This window comes from Vibrio sp. 10N.222.55.B11 (assembly GCF_041473705.1).
Classification (GTDB): Bacteria; Pseudomonadota; Gammaproteobacteria; order Enterobacterales; family Vibrionaceae; genus Vibrio; species Vibrio crassostreae_C.
In genome coordinates this window covers 86,069-108,468 of the sequence record NZ_JBFRST010000004.1, presented here as the reverse complement: position 1 = coordinate 108,468, position 22,400 = coordinate 86,069, and the positions used below count along the sequence as shown (strand labels likewise).

22 protein-coding genes, 1 tRNA gene and 1 riboswitch are annotated in these 22,400 nt (G+C 44.8%); of the genes, 11 read left to right on the top strand and 12 right to left on the bottom strand.

Going from position 1 to position 22,400, the window contains the following annotated elements; all coding sequences use genetic code 11:
• Positions 1-49: 49 nt before the first annotated feature.
• Positions 50-694, bottom strand: a complete 645-nt coding sequence (rnt, locus tag AB4503_RS01610) for a ribonuclease T (protein ID WP_017061178.1) — start codon at positions 692-694, stop codon at positions 50-52.
• A 188-nt stretch (positions 695-882) separates the two neighbouring features.
• Here rnt and motY point away from each other — a divergent pair, with 188 nt between their 5' ends.
• The gene (gene motY, locus AB4503_RS01605) at positions 883-1,764 is read left to right on the top strand and encodes a flagellar protein MotY (protein ID WP_017063457.1); all 882 of its coding nucleotides are present in this window, start codon (positions 883-885) and stop codon (positions 1,762-1,764) included.
• Positions 1,765-1,859: 95 nt separating this feature from the next.
• Here motY and AB4503_RS01600 read toward each other — a convergent pair whose 3' ends face one another.
• From AB4503_RS01600 to AB4503_RS01555, 10 genes are all read right to left on the bottom strand, one after another.
• The gene (locus AB4503_RS01600; protein WP_017061176.1) at positions 1,860-2,294 is read right to left on the bottom strand and encodes a DUF2753 domain-containing protein; all 435 of its coding nucleotides are present in this window, start codon (positions 2,292-2,294) and stop codon (positions 1,860-1,862) included.
• A 200-nt stretch (positions 2,295-2,494) separates the two neighbouring features.
• Positions 2,495-2,911, bottom strand: a complete 417-nt coding sequence (gloA, locus tag AB4503_RS01595; RefSeq protein ID WP_004734046.1) for a lactoylglutathione lyase — start codon at positions 2,909-2,911, stop codon at positions 2,495-2,497.
• 134 nt (positions 2,912-3,045) lie between these two features.
• On the bottom strand, positions 3,046-3,681 hold the full coding sequence (gene nth / locus AB4503_RS01590; RefSeq protein WP_017063458.1) for an endonuclease III: 636 nt from the start codon (positions 3,679-3,681) through the stop codon (positions 3,046-3,048).
• 164 nt (positions 3,682-3,845) lie between these two features.
• Entirely contained in the window at positions 3,846-4,538 is a 693-nt protein-coding gene (locus tag AB4503_RS01585; protein ID WP_012603531.1) for an electron transport complex subunit E, read from the bottom strand.
• Complete coding sequence (gene rsxG / locus AB4503_RS01580; protein WP_372113455.1) at positions 4,538-5,167, bottom strand: electron transport complex subunit RsxG; 630 nt, start codon at positions 5,165-5,167, stop codon at positions 4,538-4,540. Before rsxG ends, AB4503_RS01585 begins: the two co-directional genes overlap by 1 nt.
• 13 nt (positions 5,168-5,180) lie before the next feature.
• The gene (gene rsxD / locus AB4503_RS01575) at positions 5,181-6,227 is read right to left on the bottom strand and encodes an electron transport complex subunit RsxD (protein ID WP_372113453.1); all 1,047 of its coding nucleotides are present in this window, start codon (positions 6,225-6,227) and stop codon (positions 5,181-5,183) included.
• The gene (gene rsxC, locus AB4503_RS01570; RefSeq protein WP_372113452.1) at positions 6,227-8,662 is read right to left on the bottom strand and encodes an electron transport complex subunit RsxC; all 2,436 of its coding nucleotides are present in this window, start codon (positions 8,660-8,662) and stop codon (positions 6,227-6,229) included. The genes rsxD and rsxC overlap by 1 nt, the downstream gene beginning before the upstream one ends.
• Before the next feature lie 7 nt (positions 8,663-8,669).
• The gene (gene rsxB / locus AB4503_RS01565) at positions 8,670-9,263 is read right to left on the bottom strand and encodes an electron transport complex subunit RsxB (protein WP_004734040.1); all 594 of its coding nucleotides are present in this window, start codon (positions 9,261-9,263) and stop codon (positions 8,670-8,672) included.
• A gap of 2 nt (positions 9,264-9,265) precedes the next feature.
• A complete protein-coding gene (rsxA, locus tag AB4503_RS01560; RefSeq protein ID WP_004734039.1) occupies positions 9,266-9,844 on the bottom strand; it encodes an electron transport complex subunit RsxA in 579 nt (192 codons plus the stop codon).
• Positions 9,845-10,331: 487 nt separating this feature from the next.
• Positions 10,332-10,407: transfer RNA gene (locus AB4503_RS01555), tRNA-Asn, on the bottom strand.
• Positions 10,408-10,916: 509 nt separating this feature from the next.
• On the opposite strand from AB4503_RS01555, the gene uvrB reads away from it, so the two are divergent.
• From uvrB to luxU, 3 genes are all read left to right on the top strand, one after another.
• A complete protein-coding gene (gene uvrB / locus AB4503_RS01550) occupies positions 10,917-12,947 on the top strand; it encodes an excinuclease ABC subunit UvrB (RefSeq protein ID WP_372113450.1) in 2,031 nt (676 codons plus the stop codon).
• Positions 12,948-13,248: 301 nt separating this feature from the next.
• Positions 13,249-14,637, top strand: a complete 1,389-nt coding sequence (luxO, locus tag AB4503_RS01545) for a quorum-sensing sigma-54 dependent transcriptional regulator LuxO (protein WP_004734031.1) — start codon at positions 13,249-13,251, stop codon at positions 14,635-14,637.
• A gap of 24 nt (positions 14,638-14,661) precedes the next feature.
• Positions 14,662-15,006 (top strand): quorum-sensing phosphorelay protein LuxU, encoded by a 345-nt coding sequence (luxU, locus tag AB4503_RS01540; RefSeq protein WP_017062179.1) that lies wholly within the window; start codon positions 14,662-14,664, stop codon positions 15,004-15,006.
• A gap of 74 nt (positions 15,007-15,080) precedes the next feature.
• On the opposite strand, the gene AB4503_RS01535 is transcribed toward luxU, so the two are convergent.
• Positions 15,081-15,968: a YvcK family protein gene (locus tag AB4503_RS01535; RefSeq protein WP_017062178.1), complete on the bottom strand. Its 888-nt coding sequence runs from the start codon at positions 15,966-15,968 to the stop codon at positions 15,081-15,083.
• A gap of 194 nt (positions 15,969-16,162) precedes the next feature.
• Positions 16,163-16,315, top strand: a riboswitch (molybdenum cofactor riboswitch).
• Between AB4503_RS01535 and moaA the strand changes: the two genes are divergently transcribed.
• The 7 genes from moaA (at position 16,304) to oppB (ending at position 22,392) form a co-directional block, all read left to right on the top strand.
• Positions 16,304-17,293 carry a GTP 3',8-cyclase MoaA gene (gene moaA / locus AB4503_RS01530; protein WP_372113448.1) on the top strand — a complete coding sequence of 330 codons (990 nt, stop codon included), beginning with the start codon at positions 16,304-16,306 and terminating at the stop codon, positions 17,291-17,293. (Overlaps the previous riboswitch by 12 nt.)
• Before the next feature lie 86 nt (positions 17,294-17,379).
• Positions 17,380-17,892: a molybdenum cofactor biosynthesis protein B gene (gene moaB, locus AB4503_RS01525; RefSeq protein WP_004734027.1), complete on the top strand. Its 513-nt coding sequence runs from the start codon at positions 17,380-17,382 to the stop codon at positions 17,890-17,892.
• Between the two features lie 12 nt (positions 17,893-17,904).
• A complete protein-coding gene (gene moaC, locus AB4503_RS01520; RefSeq protein ID WP_004734026.1) occupies positions 17,905-18,384 on the top strand; it encodes a cyclic pyranopterin monophosphate synthase MoaC in 480 nt (159 codons plus the stop codon).
• Positions 18,381-18,626, top strand: a complete 246-nt coding sequence (gene moaD, locus AB4503_RS01515) for a molybdopterin synthase sulfur carrier subunit (RefSeq protein ID WP_017063465.1) — start codon at positions 18,381-18,383, stop codon at positions 18,624-18,626. The genes moaC and moaD overlap by 4 nt, the downstream gene beginning before the upstream one ends.
• A gap of 2 nt (positions 18,627-18,628) precedes the next feature.
• The gene (moaE, locus tag AB4503_RS01510; protein ID WP_017062176.1) at positions 18,629-19,084 is read left to right on the top strand and encodes a molybdopterin synthase catalytic subunit MoaE; all 456 of its coding nucleotides are present in this window, start codon (positions 18,629-18,631) and stop codon (positions 19,082-19,084) included.
• Positions 19,085-19,736: 652 nt separating this feature from the next.
• Positions 19,737-21,368 carry an ABC transporter substrate-binding protein gene (locus tag AB4503_RS01505; RefSeq protein ID WP_016767672.1) on the top strand — a complete coding sequence of 544 codons (1,632 nt, stop codon included), beginning with the start codon at positions 19,737-19,739 and terminating at the stop codon, positions 21,366-21,368.
• Positions 21,369-21,471: 103 nt separating this feature from the next.
• Positions 21,472-22,392 carry an oligopeptide ABC transporter permease OppB gene (oppB, locus tag AB4503_RS01500; protein ID WP_017067676.1) on the top strand — a complete coding sequence of 307 codons (921 nt, stop codon included), beginning with the start codon at positions 21,472-21,474 and terminating at the stop codon, positions 22,390-22,392.
• Positions 22,393-22,400 lie beyond the last annotated feature (8 nt).

Genomic DNA, 22,400 nt, shown 5'->3' with positions numbered 1-22,400 from the left:
TGTGTTTTTTATGAAGGCAATACGAAAAAACGTTTACCGACTCTATTTTTTATTCTTCGTCAACAAGAGGCCAACCACCAAGGGCTTTCCATTTGTTTACAATGCCGCAAAATAACTCTGTGGTTTTTTGCGTATCATACAAAGCAGAGTGTGCTTCTTTGTTGTCAAATTCCATCCCTGCAGTGCGGCAAGCTTTAGCCAAAACGGTTTGACCGTAGGCAAGACCACTAAGAGCTGCAGTGTCAAAAGTAGCAAATGGATGGAAAGGGACGCGTTTAAGCTTACAGCGCTCACTTGCCGCATTAACGAAGTTCAAATCGAATGTAGCGTTGTGAGCAACCATGATTGCACGACTGCAATCTGAAGCTTTTTGTTCTTTTCTCACTAGCTTGTAGATTTCTTTAAGGGCTTCTTGTTCCGACACAGCACCACGTAATGGGCTAAATGGGTCTTTAATTCCGTTAAAGTCTAATGCTGCCTGCTCTATATTTGCGCCTTCAAAAGGCTCAATGTGAAAATGAAGCGTTGATGCAGGGTGCAGATCTCCGTTCTCATCCATTTTTAATGTAATGGCACAGATTTCTAATAATGCATCGGTTTCAGCGTTAAACCCTGCGGTTTCCACGTCGATGACCACTGGAAAATAGCCGCGAAAGCGTTTTTTTAGGGTCAGAGCTTCGTTTTCTACAGTCATGTTAGCCCAAATAAGTGTGATTAAGGCTGCATTATTGCAGATAATAGCAGTGATAAAAACTAGGGAAGGGCAATAAATCTTAAATTACCTAACCCATTGCGGCTTGATAATTGCATATTTAAACGTGAGAGAAAAATGCGGCAATTGGCTGCATTGTTAAACGAATTGCTTAAGAGATACTCCACTTTATGAAGAAACAACTCATAACAGGTTCAATGCTATTTTCGCTACTTGTGTCGTCATCGGTCATGGCACAAGAAAAGCGTTACGGAGCATCTCCTCAACAGTCGACATGGGAGATGGTAGCCAACACGCCACTTGAATGTCGCTTGGTCCACCCAATTCCAAACTTTGGTGATGCTGAGTTCTCATCTCGCGCGAGTAAAAAAATCATTTTGGACTTTGAGCTTAAAATGCGCCGTCCAATGGGTGCGACGCGCAATGTAAGCTTGATCTCCATGCCGCCACCTTGGCGTCCGGGTGAAAGTGCTGATCGTATGACAACCATTAAGTTCTTCCAGCAATTTGACGGCTATGTCGGCGGTCAAACAGCTTGGGGCATCTTGAGTGAGTTGGAGAAAGGGCGTTATCCGACATTCAGCTACCAAGAGTGGCAGAGCCGAGATCAACGTATCGAAGTGTCGTTGTCGTCGGTGTTGTTCCAAGAAAAATACAATGTGTTCAGTGACTGTGTTGCTAACCTGCTGCCTTACAGCTTTGAAGATATCTCTTTCACTATTTTGCATTACGACCGCAACAGCGACCAGCTGAACAAGTCGTCGCGCAAAAGGCTGAGCCAGATTGCCGATTACGTTCGCTATAACCAAGACATCGACCTTGTGCTGGTGGCAACGTACACCGACTCTGTCGACAGCAAAGGGATTAGCCAAAACCTTTCAGAGCGCAGAGCAGAATCGTTAAGAGAGTACTTCAAATCTCTAGGCCTGCCAGAAGATCGTATCCAAGTGCAAGGCTATGGCAAGCGTCGTCCGATTGCGGACAATAACTCGCCAATTGGTAAAGATAAGAACCGACGTGTTGTGATCTCTTTAGGTCGCACACAGGTTTAAGCTAAACAACAGCTTGTTTTGAAATGACAAAGCCCGTCTTGATGACGGGCTTTTTTATGTTTTAAATTTGGAGTCGTTGTTTTAACGGAACTTGTTTAATTCAAGCGGAAGCGGGCGATCATTTCACAGTTGGTCGCGGTATCGATCTTTTCCACCATAGAGGCAATTTTAGGGTTTGGGTGGCGTTTCATGAAATCGATCAGCGCTTTCTTACAGCAACCAATAGAATCGATAAAGCTTGAACATTGAGTATTAGGGCACTGAGGGATCAGTGTGAGTACCTTTTCAGAAGCCAGTTGAAGATACTTAAGTTCATACTCGGTATCACCTGCCCAGCGCCAGAATTGTGCAAGGTTATGACAAGATATAACCGAGATCAGTAACCGCTCATCGGCCTCTATATCTGTGCGCTCAGTAATTTCCTCACTTAGGTTCAATGCCTGCTGATAATGAAGAATACTTCGTACAGGATCGTCGAGCTGCAATGCAGTATCGGCAAGTAACGTGTGTTTTTCCCATTCGCTAATCATTGTATTACCTCACTAATCAATAGGTGGTTAATTTAAATGATAATCATTATCATGTAAAGTTTCATCAATGAGATTGTTAAGAATAATTGGTAAAGAATATCGATTATGGTGAGAGTGATAAAAAAGAAGCGAGCATAGTGCTCGCTTCGTTTTTCATTTCTTCAGGCGTTCAAACCCAACTTCTCAAAGAGGTTAAGGAATTAACCTTCTAGACCTGCGCTTGCTTGTTTGTTCTGAATTAGCTCAATCATGTAGCCATCAGGATCTTTCACGAACGCAATGTGTGTAGAGCCGCCTTTAACCGGACCCGCTTCTCGCGTTACGTTGCCGCCAGCTGCTTTAATCGCATCACACGTTGTGTAGATGTCATCAACACCGATAGCAACGTGACCAAAAGCAGAGCCAAGATCGTATTCCGTGGTGCCCCAGTTGTAAGTCAGCTCAATCACTGCGCCTTGAGATTCGTCGCCAAAGCCAACGAAAGCCAGTGTGTATTCGTACTCTTTGTTTTCGTTCTTACGTAATAGCTGCATGCCCATTACATTGGTGTAGAACTCGATAGACTTGTCTAGATCACCCACGCGTAGCATGGTGTGTAAAATACGACCGTTTGACATGATTTGCTCCTAGCGTTAACTATGTTTACGTTTTTTGTAATTCTGTTTTATGCCGCCAGAAAAGTGCGGCACGGTTTAGCTTCTTAGCTTCTTAGCTTCTTAGCTTCTTAGCTTTGGGCTAACAGCTTATGAGCTTAGACGTCTGTTTTTTCCTTGAACTCACACAAATCCTCAATGATACAGCTGCCACAGCGTGGTTTACGTGCGACACAGGTGTAACGTCCATGAAGAATGAGCCAATGGTGGACATCCAGTTTGAATTCTTTTGGGATAACTTTAAGTAGTTTTGCTTCGACATCGTCGACGGTTTTACCCATCGCTAGCTTAGTGCGGTTTGATACACGATAGATGTGAGTATCAACGGCAATGGTTGGCCAACCGAATGCGGTATTTAACACTACGTTGGCTGTTTTACGACCGACACCTGGAAGGGCTTCTAATGCAGCGCGATCTTCCGGTACTTCACCATTATGTAGGTCAAGCAGCATACGACACGTTTTGATGGTGTTTTCTGCTTTTGAGTTAAATAGGCCGATGGTCTTGATATACTCTTTTAAGCCATCAACACCTAGGTCGAAAATTGCTTGCGGAGTGTTGGCTAAAGGGTACAGCTTATCCGTCGCCTTGTTCACGCTGACATCGGTTGCTTGTGCAGACAATAGAACGGCAATCAGCAGCTCGAATGGGCTGTTCCAGTTAAGCTCAGTCTCTGGCTTTGGATTGTTTTCTCTTAAACGCTCAAGTATTTCTACTCGTTTTACATTGTTCATAGCGACATTACTTTCAAATAGTTAGGGCATGAAGCTTGGATTGCTTCTGCTTTATCATCGGTTACGCGCTCTTATGAGCGTCATTATTATATGTACTGTTTAGATCTGATTTCCCCCGCTGAGTGGTTGAGCTAACTCAGCGAGGTTTAAGCTAATTTAACTTATTAGGCATTGGTAACGCGAGCGCGTTCAATGACTGGTTTTTCTTGTTTTGGTTGTCTAGATTTTGCTTGGTTATCGATGATATTTTTCAAAGCAATTAAGAAACCAACACCAATGAAGGCACCCGGTGGAAGCAGGGCTAACAAGAAGCTGTTATCAAATTGGAATATCTGGATTCGTAACACCGAAGCCCAGTCACCAAGCAGCAGGTCTGCGCCATCAAATAGGGTCCCGTTACCAATAATCTCACGCATCGCACCTAACACGACCAATACTGATGTCATGCCTAGACCCATCCAGAAACCATCTTGAGCCGCTGGTAGCACTTCATTTTTTGAAGCGAAGGCTTCCGCACGACCAATGATGATGCAGTTGGTTACGATCAGCGGGATGAAGATACCCAAAGAGAGGTAAAGCCCATAGGCGTAAGCGTTCATCAGCAATTGAACACAGGTTACTAGCGAGGCAATGATCATTACGAATACTGGGATACGTACTTCTTTTGGCACATGATTACGAACCAAAGAAACAGAAACGTTTGAGCCGACTAGTACAAGCAAGGTAGCAATGCCTAGCCCAAGTGCGTTAGTGACTGTTGACGATACAGCCAGCAGCGGACATAACCCAAGAAGTTGCACTAGGGCAGGGTTATTGGCCCACATGCCATTTTTGATCAATGTTTTATGGTCACTCATTATTCACCACCACAATTTAGAGGTTGAGCAAGCAATGCTTGGTTGTTTTGGTTAACGTACTGGACCGCTTGTTTGACTGACTTCACGACTGCTCTTGGCGTGATAGTAGCGCCAGTAAACTGGTCAAAATCACCACCGTCTTTACGAACCTTCCAACGGTCTAGATTAGAATCCGTCACTTGCTTACCTGAAAACGAAAGAATCCAATCACTCACACGCAGATCAATCTTATCACCCAAGCCCGGAGTCTCTTGGTGAGAAAGCACGCGAGTACCTAAAATAGTACCGTCAGTTTTCATTCCAACAATGACTTTAATCGCGCCATTGTAGCCGTCTGGTGCAATCGCTTCGATCGCAATCGCGCTTGGCTCACCATTAAGCTTAGCAATGTAAGCCGGCATCGCTTGCTCAGTACCAAGCTCTTCTGCTTGAACCAAAGTACAAGACGAAAACAGCTCGTTGTCGTGCTGATCGTGTGGGATCACTTGGTTAAGAACAGACAGTAACTGAGCCTGTTCTTGTTGTTTGATCTGATCTTTGGTCAGGTAGTGAGTTACCGCGACCAAACCCGTCGAAGCACACGCAAAAATCGCGAGTACAAGGCCGTTTTTCTTAATTGCATTTAGCATGGTATCCGCTCCCTTAGTGACCGTATGTGCGAGGTTTGGTGTAGTAGTCAATCAGTGGAACACACATGTTGGCTAACAATACAGCAAACGCCACGCCATCAGGGAAACCACCCCAACTGCGGATGATAAAGACTAAACCGCCGATCAGAGCGCCAAACACTAAGCGACCTTTGACTGTCGTGGATGCTGAAACTGGGTCGGTTGCAATAAAGAATGCACCAAGCATAGTCGCGCCAGACAGAAGGTGAATGGTTGGAGAAGCGGTTTCACCAGGAGTGAGCACTAAGAACACTAAGCTAAACAGAGTAAGACTGCCGATGAAAGCCACAGGGATATACCATTGAATAACACGTTGCTTAATCAGCACTAAACCGCCGATTAGGTAAGCAAGGTTTACCCACTCCCAGCCTACGCCAGCTAACCAACTAAATTGAGGTTGAGATAGTGCTTCTGAGGCAGTATTGCCTGCCGTTAATGCCGTTTTGAATGCATCAAGCGGCGTCGCCATTGTGGTGCCATCAATGCCAAGGCGTGCTTGTTGCAGAGACAAACCTTCGTTATTGAAGCCAGTAAAGATCATCAAGAATGAGTCAATAAAGCTTGTTGCTTCTGCTGTCAGGCTCGCGGGAGCATTCCAACTGGTCATTTGAACTGGGAATGAAATCAGCAAAACAACGTAAGCGACCATCGCAGGGTTAAATGGGTTCTGCCCTAGGCCGCCGTATAAGTGTTTCGCGATAATAATAGCGAAGAACATACCAATGACGAGGATCCACCACGGAGAGTGTGGGGGAATCGCGACACTCAGTAGCCAAGCGGTTACAACAGCACTGTAATCACGCAGTGCCATTACTGGCGGGCGTTTTCTCAATAGCATGACGGCTGCTTCAAAGGTAACAGCAAGTGCAATAGCAAATACTAACTGGATGAGGGTACCCCATCCAAAGAAGTAGGTTTGAGCTAGTAGACCTGGCAATGTACAAATAGCCACCCATTTCATTAGATCTGGGGTGCTTCTACGGCTATGCGCGTGCGGTGAGCTGGCGATAAAGAAGGCCACTACTCTTTCTCCTCATTGTTCTTTTTATCTAGCTCTTGCTGGGCTTTTTTCGCTTTAGCACGAGCGATAGCTGCAGCAACAGCAGCTTTCTTCGGATCGACCTGTTCAGATTGAGTATCAGTTTCTACTTCAACTACTGGTTCAGATGTTTCTGCTTGCTTAGCTTGCTGTGCTTTTTTTGCTTTAGCACGGGCTATAGCGGCAGCAACGGCGTCTTTCTTAGCATCGCCAGAACTTCCAGCTTCAGTTTCAACTGCAGGTTCAGGAGCTTCGGTTGTTTCTTGTGTCGCTTGCTGTGCTTTCTTAGCCTTAGCGCGAGCGATGGCCGCAGCAACAGCAGCTTTCTTAGGGGCGACTTGCTCCGATTGAGTCTCGGTTTCAACTTCAACCACTGGTTCAGATGTTTCTGCTTGCTTCGCTTGCTGGGCTTTTTTGGCTTTAGCACGAGCGATAGCGGCAGTAACAGCATCTTTCTTGGCATCGCCGGATTTTTCAGCAGGAGCTTCAGCAGCAGATTCAGCTTGTTGAGCTTTCTTGGCTTTAGCACGAGCAATGGCCGCAGCGACAGCATCTTTCTTAGCATCGCCAGAGCTTTCAACAGGAGCATCCGAAGCAGATTCCGCTTGCTGTGCTTTCTTCGCTTTAGCGCGAGCAATCGCAGCAGCAACGGCGTCTTTCTTCGTATCGCCTGAGCTTTCTGCAGGAGTATCGGCTGCTGCTTGTTGTGCCTTGCGCTCTCTCGCTTGACGCTTGCGCTCTTCACGCAGTTTAGACATTTCAGAGTTGTCTGGTTCAGCGCCTTCCGCTTTTTGAGCTGCAGCTTGTTTCGCTTTTGCCTTCGCAATAGCGGCAGCAACCGCAGGTTTCACTGCTGGTTCTTCATTCGGAGCCTGATCCGCAGCGGCTTTTTGTGCTTTAACACGAGCAATCGCAGCAGCAATAGCATCATCACCGCCGGATTTTTTCATATCTTTACGGCGGTTATCTGCGGCTTTTTTAAAGCGGTTTTCACGTTCGGCTTTATCACGCTCCATACGAGCGTTCTTCTCTTCAAAACGAATCTTGGCGCGTTCTGCAGCAGCGGCTTCATCTTTTCGAGTTTTGATTTCAGCTTTTGCTTGGCGATAGTACTGAACAAGAGGGATTTCGCTTGGGCAGACAAATGCACATGCACCACATTCAATACAGTCTTTAATATTTAGCTCTTCACACTTATCCAACTCGTTGGCTTTGGCGTGCCATTGCAGTTGTTGAGGAAGTAGAGACGCAGGGCAAGCTTCAGCACATGCGCTGCAACGGATACATTCCATCTCGTAAGTGCTTGGTGAGATCTCACGACGCGTTGGCGCTAAAATACAGTTCGACGTTTTGGTGATTGGCACATTGGCATGCGGCAAGGTAAAGCCCATCATCGGGCCGCCCAAAATTAAACGCGGCAGTTTTTTATCTGCTTTGTAGCCAAACTCTTCAAGTAACTCATGTACTGGTGTGCCTAATAGCGCCCAAACGTTACGAGGTTGCTTAAAGGTTTTACCGGTTAATGTCACAACGCGGTTAACCACAGGTTCGCCGTCAATTACCGCTCGCTTAATCGAGTAAAGAGAGCCGACGTTCTGAACCAAAACACCAATGTCTGCAGGAATGCCGCCAGCTGGAACCTCTTTGTTGGTGAGGATCTTGATAAGTTGCTTCTCACCACCAGAAGGGTATTTGGTTGGGATAACACGAATGACGATATCTTTGTCTTTCGCAGCAATCTCCAGTGCTTTTATCGCATCTGGTTTGTTGTCTTCAATGCCGATAACCGTCAGCTTTGGTTGAAGGATGTGTTCAACCACTTCGATGCCTTTCAATACTTCTTCGGCATGCTCTTGCAGCAACTTGTCATCTGAGGTGATGTAAGGTTCACACTCAGCAGCATTGACGATCAAAATGTCGGTACGACCTAGACCTGATTGAAGCTTCTTAGCCGTAGGGAAGCCTGCGCCACCCATACCTGAAATACCAGCTTGGCGAATCACATCAAGCAGTTCGTCGGATGTCTTTGTAGAAAAATCTTCAACCGGGTGTTTTGTAACCCAAGAGTCTAGGCCATCAGGTTTAATAACCACGCACACATCACTCAAGCCTGAAGGGTGAGCGGTGGTTCGTGGTTCAATAGCGGTAATCACACCCGATGTTGGTGCATGTACTGGCAAAGTGAAGCCAGTCTCTAAGGCCGTCAGTTGTTGACCTTTTAGTACGGCATCACCAACAGCAACCAACAAGTTACCAGGCTTACCGATGTGCTGTTTCACTGGAAGAACGATTTCTTCAGGAAGCCTTGCATGCACGATATCAGTAGTATTCGACTGTTTCTTGTTTTCAGCAGGGTGCACACCGCCCGGGAAGTTCCAAATAGAGCCCGTGCGAATTTGTTCAATTAAAGAGATCATACTAACCCTATGCCTTAGGCTCTGACGCGGTCGCATCAGTTGCTTGGTTAGTGATATCAGTAACAGGAATGATGTTCATCTGCCATTTCCAATTTTCAGTCGTTGTTGCCACTGGAATCATTTCGATACAGTCAGTAGGGCACGGTGCGACACATAGATCACAACCTGTACATTCATCTTTGATTACTGTGTGAAGTGCCTTGGTGCCACCAACAATGGCATCAACAGGGCAGGCTTGAATGCATTTGGTACAGCCAATACACATATCTTCATGAATGAAGGCAACGGTTTTTACTTTGTTATCTAAGTCATGAGCGGAGTCTTCAACTTCTACGCCCATTAAATCTGCAAGCTTCTCAATGGTTGCTTGGCCGCCTGGAGGACATTTGTTGATCTTGTCTCCGTTAGCGATCGCCTCTGCGTATGGGCGACAGCCAGGGTAGCCACACTGACCACATTGAGTTTGCGGTAAAATGGTGTCGATTTGATCGACGATAGGATCGGCTTCGACTTTAAAACGGATAGAAGCAAAGCCCAAAATAGCGCCAAAAACGGCGGCTAAAACGGCGAGTGCAATGATTGCAATTAAGATGGTGCTCATGCTTATTTCACCAACCCAGTAAAGCCCATAAATGCCAGAGACATTAGGCCTGCTGTGATCATCGCAATCGATGCGCCTTTGAATGGCATTGGAACATCAGCAACCGCAATACGTTCACGCATTGCAGCAAATAAGATCAATACAAGAGAGAAACCCACCGCTGCGCCGAAACCATAGATGATCGACTGAATGAAGTTGTGGTTTTCATTGATGTTCAGAAGTGCCACACCTAATACCGCACAGTTGGTGGTGATAAGAGGCAGAAAGATACCCAGCAGGCGATAAAGAGTCGGGCTGGTTTTGTGAACGACCATTTCCGTAAATTGAACAACCACCGCGATAACCAAGATGAAACTCATGGTACGCAGGTATTCAATACCCAGAGGGGTAAGGATGTAGGTTTCTACTAGGTATGCAGAGACCGACGCTAACGTTAGAACGAAAGTCGTCGCGAGGCCCATGCCAATCGCAGTCTCCAGTTTCTTGGAGACTCCCATGAAAGGACATAGCCCTAAAAACTTCACTAGCACAAAGTTATTGACCAGCACTGTGCCAACCAACAACAAAAGGTATTCGGTCATAATGGATTAATTCTTGAGATTCCGATCCCGATATTATCCTGCTTTGCTCACCTAATAACAACCAAGGATCACTAGGGATTTAGACACTTGGTGAAAAAAACATCAGGTAATCGATTGATTATTAAAGTTACCGTAAGTATAGACGGCCAATTTTTACTTCGTGAGACAAGTTTGTAGGAGTAGTTGAATTGGATCTTTCATAAGATCATTCTTGAATTGAACTCGATTTGCTTCCTACGAATAGGGTCATATTTGTGGCTTTTTGTGCTCAGAACTATCAAAAAGAGGAGTGAAAGAGGCGAGTAAAATACGAGCCCAAAGCACTAAAACGCAAAAAGCCGCATCGAGTGATGCGGCTTCTTTAAATTTGGCCCCCTTGTCGAGACTTGAACGCGGGCGGGTAGGTTTGTGACATTAACTTGGAACAAGTTAGTCGCAGTTATATACGAAAAAAGCCCAATCTTTCGATTGAGCTTTTTTCTGAATTTGGCTCCCCTTGCAAGACTTGAACTTGCGACATACGGATTAACAGTCCGCCGTTCTACCGACTGAACTAAAGGGGAATTGCTTGTTAGCGACGCGAATTCTAATAATAGTCCGAATTTCTGTCAACAAAAAATAGCAGAAAAAAATAATATAAAAAACTTTACTTTCTTGGACGCCTTACCGGATTTAGCCTTTCTTTAGTTATCCACCAAAATTGTGGATAAGTGTGTGTGTGAAACTTTAACAACAATAATTGGGATAAATCTGAGAATATAAAAATCTAAGGTAAGATAATGTATTTAAAAGATTTGTATCAAAATATCACTATTGTATAACTTTTGGCGATTATAAAACATACAGTAAAACAAGTGCTATTTTTAGATTTTTTGGGGAAAAGTAGTGGATGAAAAATTGAGTGATTTAGCTGAAGAGATCTTGCAAGGGCACGGATAATACCAAGTTCTAAAAGTAAAAGCTATCACTGATATCTGATCTTAAGATGCATTTCTCTAGATAATTGTTGCAACGACACTCCTCCTAGAGTGACAATGACCTGATTAAAAAAACAGTATGGAAATGGCGACCTATGAGTAAACTCTTTGACTTGGTATCGGACTACAGCCCGTCCGGTGATCAGCCGACAGCGATAACCAAATTACTAGACGGATTAGATTCTGGTTTGGCACATCAAACTCTACTAGGGGTAACGGGCTCAGGTAAAACCTTTACCCTTGCCAACGTCATTTCCCAATCTCAAAGACCTGCGATTCTGTTAGCGCCTAACAAGACATTGGCGGCTCAACTTTACGGTGAGATGAAATCTTTCTTTCCAAACAATGCCGTTGAGTATTTCGTTTCTTACTACGATTACTACCAACCTGAAGCCTACGTTCCAACCACGGACACGTTCATCGAGAAAGATGCGTCTGTGAACGCTCATATCGAACAAATGAGGCTTTCGGCAACCAAAGCCTTATTAGAACGAAAAGACGCCATCATTGTGGCTTCTGTGTCGGCTATCTACGGTCTGGGTGATCCTAAGTCTTATTTGAAGATGATGCTTCATTTGAGTCGTGGCGAGGTGATGGATCAGCGAGACATCCTGCGTCGATTGGCTGAGCTGCAATATTCAAGAAACGATGTCGCCTTTGAACGTGGTCAGTTCCGTGTTCGTGGTGAGGTGATTGATATCTTTCCGGCTGAATCTGACCAAGATGCGGTTCGAATTGAGATGTTCGATGACGAAGTGGACTGCATTAGTATTTTTGATCCTCTGACTGGTGCGGTGAAACAAAGAGACTTGCCGCGCTTTACGGTTTATCCAAAAACTCACTATGTAACGCCAAGAGAAAAAATCCTTGAGGCGATTGAGAAGATTAAGGATGAGTTGCGCGATAGGGCTCAATATTTAAAAGACAACAACAAGCTTCTCGAAGAACAGCGTATTTCTCAAAGAACTCAGTTTGATATCGAGATGATGACGGAGTTGGGTTTCTGTTCCGGTATCGAAAACTATTCACGATACTTGAGCGGCCGTGCGGAAGGGGAAGCGCCTCCAACGTTATTTGATTACCTGCCTGATGATGGTTTGCTGATCATCGATGAGTCACACGTAACTGTGCCGCAAATTGGTGCCATGTATAAAGGTGACCGCTCTCGTAAAGAAACTTTGGTTGAGTTTGGCTTTAGGTTGCCTTCTGCATTGGATAACCGTCCAATGAAGTTTGAAGAGTTTGAGTCTATCGCTCCTCAGACCATTTTTGTGTCGGCCACGCCGGGTAATTATGAGATTGAGAAATCAGATGGTGAGATTGCTGATCAAGTGGTGCGTCCTACTGGCTTACTTGACCCGATCATAGAAGTAAGGCCTGTCGCGACTCAGGTTGATGACCTGTTGTCTGAAATCAGAATTCGTTCAGTGAAAGAAGAGCGCGTATTGGTCACTACGTTGACTAAACGAATGGCAGAAGACTTAACCGAATACCTTAGTGAGCATGGTATTAAGGTTCGTTACTTGCACTCAGATATCGATACCGTTGAGCGTGTAGAGATCATTCGAGACCTACGTTTGGGCGAGTTCGACGTGTTAGTGGGCATTAACTTACTTCGAGAAGGTCTGGATATGCCGGAAGTATCGCTGGTGGCGATTCTTGATGCTGATAAAGAGGGTTTCTTACGTTCTGAGCGTTCTCTGATTCAAACCATTGGTCGTGCTGCGCGTAACTTGGAAGGTCGAGCGATCCTTTATGGTGATTCGATTACTAAGTCGATGAGAAAAGCGATTGATGAAACCGATCGTCGTCGTGAGAAGCAGCAAGCATACAATGAAGAGCAAGGCATCACGCCGCAAGCGTTGAAACGTAATATCAAAGACATTATGGAGCTAGGTGATCTAACCAAGTCGAAGCAGCAGCGCCAATCGAAGCAAGTTCCTCTATCTAAGGTTGCAGAGCCTTCTGAAAATTATGCTGTACTTACACCGCAACAGCTTGATAAAGAGATCAGCAAGCTAGAAGCTGCGATGTATCAGCATGCTCAGAACCTAGAATTTGAATTGGCAGCACAGAAGCGTGATGAAATTGAGCAGCTAAGAAAGCAGTTTATTACTAATAGCTAATCTCACTTTTCACTCAAGAAGTTGATCCCCTCAAGACAAGAATTGAGAGTGTTTCAGACAAAAAACAGCCAGTAGTAAATGTTCTACTGGCTTACGTTTGTGAACACTCGGTCCACTAACAACGTCAGTTGGCTAGGTGACCCGAAGGTCATTTACACCTTTGCATCGTTCGTGCCAGATAGATAAAACATTGATTGTTTGAAGTAAGTAAAAAAACACACTACAAATATTGTGGCTAATTTGCATAATGCAAAGCGGAATGCGACTATAATAAGAAATGCAAATTATAAATGGCTAGGATATGCAATCAAAAACGCTAGATAACAAATCGAAGTATTTGTTGATGGTAGAGGATACCGCTTCGGTAGCAGCTTTATATCGCTCGTATCTTACACCGCTCGAAATTGATATCAACATTGTCGGCACTGGCCGCGATGCAATCGAGAGCTTGAATCATCGAATCCCAGACCTTATTTTATTAGATCTACGTCTGCCTGACATGACGGGTATGGATGTGCTATTTGCTGTAAAACAAAAATACCCTGAAGTTCCGGTTATCTTCATGACGGCTCACGGCTCTATCGATACCGCCGTAGAAGCTATGCGTCATGGTTCTCAAGATTTCCTTATCAAACCGTGTGAAGCCGACCGACTCCGTATTACGGTGAACAACGCGATCCGCAAAGCCACCAAACTTAAAAATAGCTCGGAACACCCGGGAAACCAGAACTACCAAGGTTTTATCGGCAGCAGCCAAACCATGCAGCAGGTTTACCGAACTATCGATTCTGCTGCATCGAGTAAGGCGAGCATTTTCATTACTGGTGAAAGTGGTACCGGTAAAGAGGTATGTGCAGAAGCCATTCATGCGGCGAGTAAGCGTGGCGATAAGCCGTTCATCGCGATTAACTGTGCCGCTATCCCTAAAGACCTGATTGAAAGTGAGCTGTTTGGCCACGTTAAAGGTGCCTTTACCGGTGCTGCGACCGATCGCCAAGGTGCTGCTGAGCTTGCTGATGGTGGAACACTGTTCCTTGATGAACTGTGCGAAATGGACTTAGAGCTGCAAACCAAGCTGCTGCGCTTTATCCAAACCGGTACTTTCCAAAAAGTCGGCTCTTCGAAGATGAAGAGTGTCGACGTTCGTTTTGTGTGTGCGACCAACCGTGACCCTTGGAAAGAAGTACAAGAAGGTCGCTTTAGAGAAGATTTATACTATCGTTTATACGTGATTCCATTGCACTTGCCGCCATTGCGTGAGCGTGGTGAAGATGTCATCGAGATCGCGTATTCTCTGCTAGGCTATATGTCGGTCGAGGAGGGGAAGGCGTTTGTACGTTTTGCTCAGGAAGTACTTGATCGCTTTAATCAATATGAGTGGCCGGGTAACGTTCGTCAGCTACAAAACGTGTTGCGGAACGTGGTGGTTTTGAATAACGGCAAAGAGATTACTCTCAACATGCTTCCACCACCGTTGAACCAACCGATTGAAAACAGTCTGCGATTGAAAGAGAAGCAGAATGAAGACATCACGGTAAAAGATATTTTCCCATTGTGGATCACTGAGAAAACGGCTATCGAGCAGGCCATTAAAGCGTGTGATGGCAACATCCCTCGTGCGGCAGGTTTCTTAGATGTCAGTCCATCGACGATATACCGTAAGTTGCAAACGTGGAATGCGAAGCAGTAATCAACAAACAATAAGAAAATAATAATGACGAAAGTATTAAATCAGCAAAAAGTTGATGAGCTTGCCGGCGAAATAGGCCAAGAGAATGTCCCGGTTTTACTGGAAATCTTTTTAGGTGAGTTGAAAGGCTACTACGAACACCTAGAGATAAATAAAGAGTCGGATACCTCTAAGTACTTGGCTGATATCAGTCATGCGCTTAAGAGCAGCGCAGCAAGCTTTGGTGCGGATTCTTTGTGTAGTTTTGCGATTAGCTTAGACGCAAAAGTGAAGCAAGCGTTGCCTGTAACCGAGATTGATTTTCAAGATATGCAAGACCTCCTGTTATCGACGTACACTGAATATCAGCAGTTGATGACGGACCTTTAAAACAGCGAGTTATTACTGAGATTAAAAAAGGAGCAGCATGCTCCTTTTTTGTTGTTTGTCGCTTGAACCTATGGCTACGCCAACTGGGCTTCAATGGCTTGTTGAAGCTTCACACGGTCGTGTCGCCAATCTCGGTTTGCCGATGCAAGATCTGTGGTCACACAATTCCATTGCACTTCTAGTTCCGGGTGAGGTTCATTGCCTAACACGATGTCTATTTTCCTTGCCTTACAGGTACGTTCACACCACTCCAATTGCTCTTGAAGCGTCATTTTCCCTGCGGGACCGTGCTCTGGTGAAAGGTTTTCAACGAAGATAACTTTTGCCTTGGTGTTCTCAGAGATTGCTTTGCCAATCTCTGGAAGGAGAAGAGGGGGCATCACACTGGTTAAAAAGCTTCCAGGGCCAAGGACAATGCAGTCTGCTTGCTCAACGGCAGCAACGGCTTCTTTGGTTGCTGGCACTTCTGGAGACAAGTCCATCATGCGCAGCTTTTCCGTCATGTCATCAACGTTGGTTTCGCCGGTAACCCAGCGGCCGTCCATTGATAGAGCCGTGAGGTCTGAAGGATGCTCAGTCATCGGCACGATATTGACATCGACCTTGAGCATATTTCGAATCAGGTTAATTGCTTCCAATGGGCGAACGGAAAGGTTGTCTAACGCCGTCAGCATTAGGTTACCCAAGTTATGACCGTCTAGCTCACCTTGACCACGAAAGCGGTATTCGAACATCATCGAACTGATTGAAGGCTCTGTGATTAATTGGTTGATACAGTTGCGTGTATCTCCCCATGCGATGCCACCTTGGCAATCTCTAATACGTCCGGTGGAACCGCCGTTATCTGTCGTTGCAACAATGCCAGTTGCGTTGTTACCAAAGTCTTTTAATGCAGCTAACATGCGACCTAAGCCATGGCCACCGCCGATTGCTACGACTTTCTTTGAAGAGTAAATATTCATTTATTGTTCTTGTTAGGTTATTACCAACTATAATTTAGGTTAAATGCTTCTCGCTATATACTCAACAAGAGTTATTTTGAGCGTTTGATACGTTTTTTTTGCCGATGTGACCCGTTTTTTACCATCAGAGCTAGATTCACGTACAAATATTAAGTATTTTATTACTCAGCTACTGCGCGTGTGAATATAACGCTCAGTTGCCATAACTCCGAGCTCTCGCATGCTAAGTCGCACAGTGGTATTTGCTGTACCGATACGCATCAAGAGCCAGTGACATGTTGTCACAAGGGCTTAATTGGAAATGATTATGCCTCCCGTGTTTGGAAAGGTGTTCCGTGGCGCAACAATTCGAAGATAGATTCCATCGCAAGTTTTATTACTTGCGCTTGTCGGTTACAGACGTCTGTAACTTTAAATGTACTTACTGCTTACCAGATGGTTACAAACCGTCAGGGCAAAAAAACTCGTCTTTTTTAAGTGTTCCCGAGATCAAACGCGTTGTTAAAGCGTTTGCAGATTGTGGTACCTCAAAGATCCGCATTACAGGCGGAGAGCCGAGTCTGCGTAAAGACTTTCCTGAAATCATACATACCGTTGCTTCTACTCCAGGCATCGAAAAAGTAGCCACCACAACGAATGGCTACCGCATGGAGAAACAAGTAGGGCAATGGCGTGATGCTGGTTTAACCCATATAAACGTGAGCGTGGATAGTTTAGATTCGCGCATGTTCCATCAGATCACTGGTGAGAATAAGTTTACTGAGGTTATGCGAGGCATTGATAAAGCGTTTGAGGTTGGCTTTGAACAAGTCAAAGTCAACGTCGTATTAATGAAAGACCTCAATAGTCAGGAATTACCAGCCTTCCTTAATTGGATCAAAGACAAATCTATTCAATTACGTTTTATCGAGCTGATGAAAACCGGCGAGATGGACGAGTTGTTCGATAAACATCATGTGTCTGGCGTTGCGATTCGCAACCAGCTTATTGCTAATGGTTGGCTGTTAAAAGTCAAAGCCGTTAACGATGGCCCTGCGCAAGTGTTTGTCCACCCAGACTACAAGGGTGAAATCGGTTTGATCATGCCTTACGAGAAAGACTTTTGTGAGAGTTGTAACCGACTGCGCGTTTCTGCGACCGGTAAACTTCACTTATGTCTGTTTGGCGACCATGGTGTTGAACTGAGAGATCTGATTCAAGAAGATCAACAAGAGCAAGAACTCATTGATCGAATTCAGGCTCAGCTTCAAACCAAGTCCGTTAGCCACTTCTTACACGATGGCAACAGCGGCATGACTCCAAACTTGGCGTCAATCGGCGGTTAACCCGCTACACACTCTAAAGCATTTTATCGCTCAGCTTCTTCAGGCTGGGCGAATCAGTCTAATGAAAAATTTATATAGGTGAACAAATGGGTCACGCAGAAAGCAAATTCCAAGCAGCAAACATCGCAGTACTAACGGTTTCAGATACTCGTACAGAAGAAAACGACACTTCAGGCGGTTACCTAGCAGAGCATGCTAAAGAAGCGGGTCACAACGTGGTTGATAAGCAAATCGTTATTGATGACATGTACAAGATCCGTGCGATCGTATCTAAGTGGATCGCTGATGAAAGCGTACAAGCGATCATGATCACTGGCGGTACGGGCTTCACTTCTCGCGACAGCACGCCTGAAGCGCTTAAGCCACTGTTCGACAAAGAAGTAGAAGGCTTTGGTGAGCTATTCCGTCAAGTATCTTACGAAGAGATCGGTACATCGACCATTCAATCTCGTGCGATTGCGGGCTTTGCTAACCACACAGTAATCTTTGCGATGCCAGGTTCTACAGGCGCTTGCCGCACCGGTTGGACTAAGATCATCAAGCAACAGATGGATGCTAGCCACCGTCCTTGTAACTTCATGCCACACCTTTCTGTATAAGGCGGTTTGAGTATGAGCCAATTTACACACATTAACGCGTCTGGCGAAGCAAACATGGTCGATGTATCGGCTAAAGCGGAAACAGTACGTGAAGCGAGAGCGGAAGCCTTCGTTCAAATGTCGGCAGAAACGCTAGAGCTGATTGTCTCTGGTAGCCACCATAAAGGTGATGTTTTCGCAACGGCACGTATTGCGGGTATTCAAGCGGCGAAGAAGACGTGGGATCTGATTCCCCTGTGTCACCCTCTGCTATTAACTAAAGTAGAAGTGCAGCTTGAAGCTATCGAGTCTGAAAACAAGGTTCGCATCGAATCTGTTTGTAAGCTTGCGGGTAAGACGGGCGTAGAGATGGAAGCGCTAACGGCTGCTTCTGTGGCTGCGTTAACGATTTACGATATGTGTAAAGCTGTTCAGAAAGACATTGTTATCGAAAACGTGCGCCTGCTAGAGAAGACAGGTGGTAAATCTGGTCACTTTAAGGTGGAGTCATGATTACAGTACTTTTCTTTGCTCAAACTCGTGAACTTGTTGGCGTGGACAGCGTTGAAGTTGATGCACAATTTAAGACGATTGAAGCGATTCGTAGTCATCTTGTGACACAAGAAGGCAAATGGGATATCGCATTGGAAGAGGGGAAGCTTCTGGCTGCACTTAACCAATCAATCGTACCTCTGACAGCTGAAGTGAAAGACGGCGACGAAGTGGCTTTCTTCCCACCAGTGACTGGAGGCTAAGCATGGATCCAAGAGTATTAGTGACAGCTGAGGACTTCTCGGTAGGCGACGAATACGACTACTTGGCTCAAGGTACAGCTGCCGGAGCGATTGTGACGTTCGTTGGTAAAGTTCGCGACATGAACCTTGGCGACAATGTGATTGGTTTGTCTCTGGAGCACTATCCGGGTATGACAGAAAAATCACTGAGCGAGATCTGTGACCAAGCTGAGGCTCGCTGGCCTATTCAGAAGATGCGTGTTATCCACCGTGTAGGTGACTTAGATATCGGCGACCAGATTGTTTACGTTGGTGTATCCAGTGCACACCGTGGTGCTGCATTTGAAGCCTGTGAATTCGTTATGGACTTCCTGAAAACCAAGGCTCCCTTTTGGAAAAAGGAACGCACGACCGAAACGACGCGTTGGGTTGATTCTCGTGATTCAGACACGAAAGCAGCGGAACGCTGGGAGAAGTAATTTCTCTTAAAGTGATGTTGCTTCAGCATTTACTCATTTGTATATGAGACAGTCAAAAACCGACCACTTAGGTCGGTTTTTTTGTACCTGCTATAAATCTATTTATAGATAATCATTGATTTGACAAATGATAATTCATTGTGGTTGCATATAAATTCAGCGCGTAATTTTGTCTTAATTGGTGCATTGGATAACCCGGTTTGGTGCAGAGCATTATGCTGTCTTGTATAAAGTGATTATCCTCACAAATAGTGTAGACGGTTTAGGTGATATGTGATGTGCAATTAGATTTCATGTGGCATTAATGTTAATTTGCGCTCAGTGTTCTAGCATAAGATGCTAAAAAAAAGTATCAACACAGATACATCAACACTATAGGCTGTTTTTTAATTAATCCCTCTACGCAAGTCACTACTGATTTGGGGTTTTTTAGATATTTACACTGATACCTTAAGTATTTCGGAGAATTATCCGATTTTTTGCGACTTGTTTATGGCAAATTACTTCAATGGTTGATAGTGTGTGCCTCAATCTTTGTAAGGTTTTAGATTTTTATGCTTAAAATTTGAGCTAAATAAATCTAAATCACTGCCGTTCAGTGAACCAAGCAAAGAAGTCATGGATGCAATACGGAAAACTTGGAGTTTATTAAATGTACAAGAATAAAATCACTCAGGCCCTTCTTCTAGGTGCTGGTTTGGCAGTGGCTGCCACTTCTACTCTTTCTATCGCTGCTGAAGTTCCAGCAGGCACTGAACTAGCAAAAGTTCAGGAACTGGTTCGCGGTAATGGTACTGAAGTAGCAACACTCGACCCTCACAAATCTCAAGGTGTACCAGAATCTCACGTAATTCGTGACCTTCTAGAAGGTTTAGTGAACCAAGATGGCGACGGCAATACTATCCCAGGAGTAGCTGAAAGCTGGGAAACGACAGACAACAAAACATTCACTTTCCACCTGCGTAAAGACGCTAAATGGTCTAATGGCGATCCTGTAACGGCGAATGACTTCGTTTACAGCTTCCAACGTGCCGTTGATCCTTTAACTGCTTCTCCATACGCTTGGTATATGGAATATACCAAGATGGCGAATGCGAAAGATATCGTCGCGGGTAAGAAAGACAAGAGTGAACTAGGCGTTAAAGCTTTAGATGACTACACGTTAGAAGTGACATTAGATACAGCTGTCCCATATTTCGTAATGATGATGGGTCACACAACAGTGAAGCCAGTACATAAAGCAACTGTTGAAAAATTCGGTGACCAGTGGACTAAGCCTGAAAACTTTGTTGGTAATGGTGCATTTGTTCCAAATCAATGGGTAGTTAACGAGCGTCTTGAACTAGTACGTAACGAAAATTACTGGGATAACGAACATACAGTTCTTAACAAAGTAACATTCCTACCAATTGAGAACCAAGTTGCGGAAATGAACCGCTTCCTTTCTGGCGAACTAGACTTCACATACGAAGTGCCTAACGAGCACTTCCGTCGCTTACAGAAAGAGTACCCAGAAGATGTAAACATTAAGGGTAACCTGTGTACTTATTACTACCAATTTAATGCACAGAAAGCACCTTTCGACGATGTACGTGTTCGTAAAGCAATGTCTTATGCGATGGACCGTGACATCGTGACGAAAGCGATTCTTGGTCAAGGCCAAAAACCAGCTTACTTCTTGACTCCTGAAATTACTGCTGGTTTTGACCCGGTAACTCCAGAGTATGGTCAACTTTCTCAAAAAGAGCGTATTGCTGAAGCGAAGCGTCTTCTTGAAGAAGCTGGCTACACGAAGAGCAACCCACTTGAATTCAACCTGCTTTACAACACGTCTGAAAATCACAAGAAGCTTGCTGTAGCAATCGCATCAATGTGGAAGAAAGAGCTTGGTATTAACGCGAAACTCGAAAACCAAGAGTGGAAATCATACCTAGACAGTAAAGATACTGGTAACTTTGACGTTGCTCGTGCAGGTTGGTGTGGTGACTACAATGAAGCATCTTCATTCCTAACATTGATGGTTAGCCAAAATACAACTGCTGGTCAGCACTATAAGAGCGCAGACTATGACAAGATTATCGATAAAGCACTAAGCTCTACTTCAGAAGAAGAGCGTACTAAGCTATATATCGAAGCAGAAAAATTGCTAGCTAAAGACATGCCAATTGCTCCAGTCTACCAGTACGTTACAACACGTCTTGTATCACCTCAGCTAGGTGGTTACCCAGAAGGTAACGCCGAAGATAAGATCTATTCAAAAGATCTTTATATCAAAGCAAAATAACCTCCTATAAAAATAAAATATAACTAACTTAGACCTGTGTGCGAGAAATCGCACGCAGTGTCTATTTAATTTTTAATTGTCACAGACTGAAAAGAGTGAGTTTATGCTTAAATTCATTATGAAAAGGATATTCGAAGCGATTCCAACCATGTTGGTGTTGATCACTATATCTTTCTTTCTCATGCGTTTTGCACCGGGTAACCCGTTTTCGAGCGAACGCCCATTACCGCCAGAAGTTATGGCTAACATCGAAGCTAAATACGGCTTAGATAAACCTGTATTTGAACAGTACACCACGTACTTGACTAACATCGTTCAAGGTGACTTTGGTCCATCATTCAAATATCAAGATTACACCGTAAATGAGCTGATCGCAGTCGCACTTCCAGTATCTGCGAAGGTAGGTTTTATTGCCTTTATCTTTACCCTGATTATGGGAGTATCGGTCGGGACGATTGCCGCCTTGAAGCACAACACCTGGATTGACTACACCATAATGTCGACCGCTATGCTCGGGGTAGTAATGCCATCCTTCGTGTTGGCACCGGCGCTTATTTACCTTTTCTCTCTGCACTGGAACATATTCCCAGCAGGTGGTTGGCACGGCGGTACTTATATGTACATCGTCCTGCCAGTTATCGCGATGTCTCTTCTTTACGTAGCCACATTTGCTCGTATTACTCGCGGTAGCATGATTGAAACGCTAAACAGTAACTTTATCCGAACTGCTCGTGCAAAAGGCCTAAGTTACCGTTACATCGTTCTAAAACATGCACTGAAGCCAGCACTGCTGCCTGTCGTTTCTTATATGGGACCTGCGTTTGTAGGTATCATTACAGGTTCTGTTGTTGTTGAAACCATCTTCGGCCTACCAGGTATCGGCAAGCTGTTTGTTAACGCCGCGTTTAACCGTGACTACTCGCTAGTAATGGGTGTAACCATCTTGATTGGTTTCCTATTCATCTTGTTCAACGCAATCGTTGATATTTTGCTAGCGCTAATTGACCCGAAAATTCGCTACTAACAGGGACG